The following is a 763-nucleotide window of genomic DNA, read 5'->3' as shown; positions in this document are numbered from 1 at the left end:
AATTTGGCCAGTGCCGCTTCGCGGGTCACCGGGTCGATTTGCAGACTCGGGCGCGGGTACGGCTTCGGCAGCTCGGCGTTCGCTTCATAGGCCAGCGCCATGAAGCGCTCGATCATCAGCGGGTAGCGTTCTTTGTCGAGAGTGCGCACGTCGTTGAGCAGGCCATAGCGGAACTCGCCACGCCAGCCAGTGCGTTTCGGAATGCCGGCAAAAAACGGCACCAGTGCCGATTTCAGCGAGTTGGGCAGCAGGATCGCCTGATCGTACTGACCGCGCAGGGACTTGCCGATGCGTCGGCGCGTCGCCAGTTCCAGCGCGCCGTGGCCGAGCGGGAAGCTCAAGGCCTTGCGCACTTCGGGCATGCGCTCGAGGATCGGCCGGCTCCATTCAGGCGCCAGCACGTCGATTGCGCATTGCGGGTGGCGTTGCTTGAGACACTGAAACAGTGTCTGCGCCATCACCATGTCACCGACCCAACTGGGCCCAACGATCAGAATATTCATGTGGTTTCCAAAAACGAACCGGGGAGGCATTTACGCCTCCCCGCCTCGATAATTCTACAAACACTGTAGATCTACTGTGGGAGCGGGCTTGCCCGCGATGGGGTCTTCACATTCAACACTATTGTCGTCTGATACTCCGCTATCGCTGGCAAGCCAGCTCCCACAGGGTTTTGCATCTGTTTCAACATCTGCATTTCAGCGCAGATTACTGTGGGTGCTGCATAAACCGCTTTCAGCTTAGCCCCATCTCTTTCCATATC

General features: G+C 58.7%; 1 protein-coding gene and 1 pseudogene. Both read right to left on the bottom strand.

Annotation, left to right across the window (positions count from 1 at the left end; all coding sequences use genetic code 11):
• Window positions 1–503, bottom strand: a 503-nt coding sequence (waaF, locus tag J5M71_RS26110; protein ID WP_207838329.1) for a lipopolysaccharide heptosyltransferase II, incomplete at its 3' end; no start/stop codon positions are given.
• Between the two features lie 71 nt (window positions 504–574).
• A pseudogene (locus J5M71_RS29430) lies at window positions 575–763 on the bottom strand (hypothetical protein); the annotation flags it as partial.

The sequence above is a fragment of the Pseudomonas sp. 43(2021) genome (genome assembly GCF_017490805.1).
Lineage (GTDB): Bacteria > Pseudomonadota > Gammaproteobacteria > Pseudomonadales > Pseudomonadaceae > Aquipseudomonas.
This window is presented reverse-complemented; position numbering and strand designations above follow the sequence as displayed.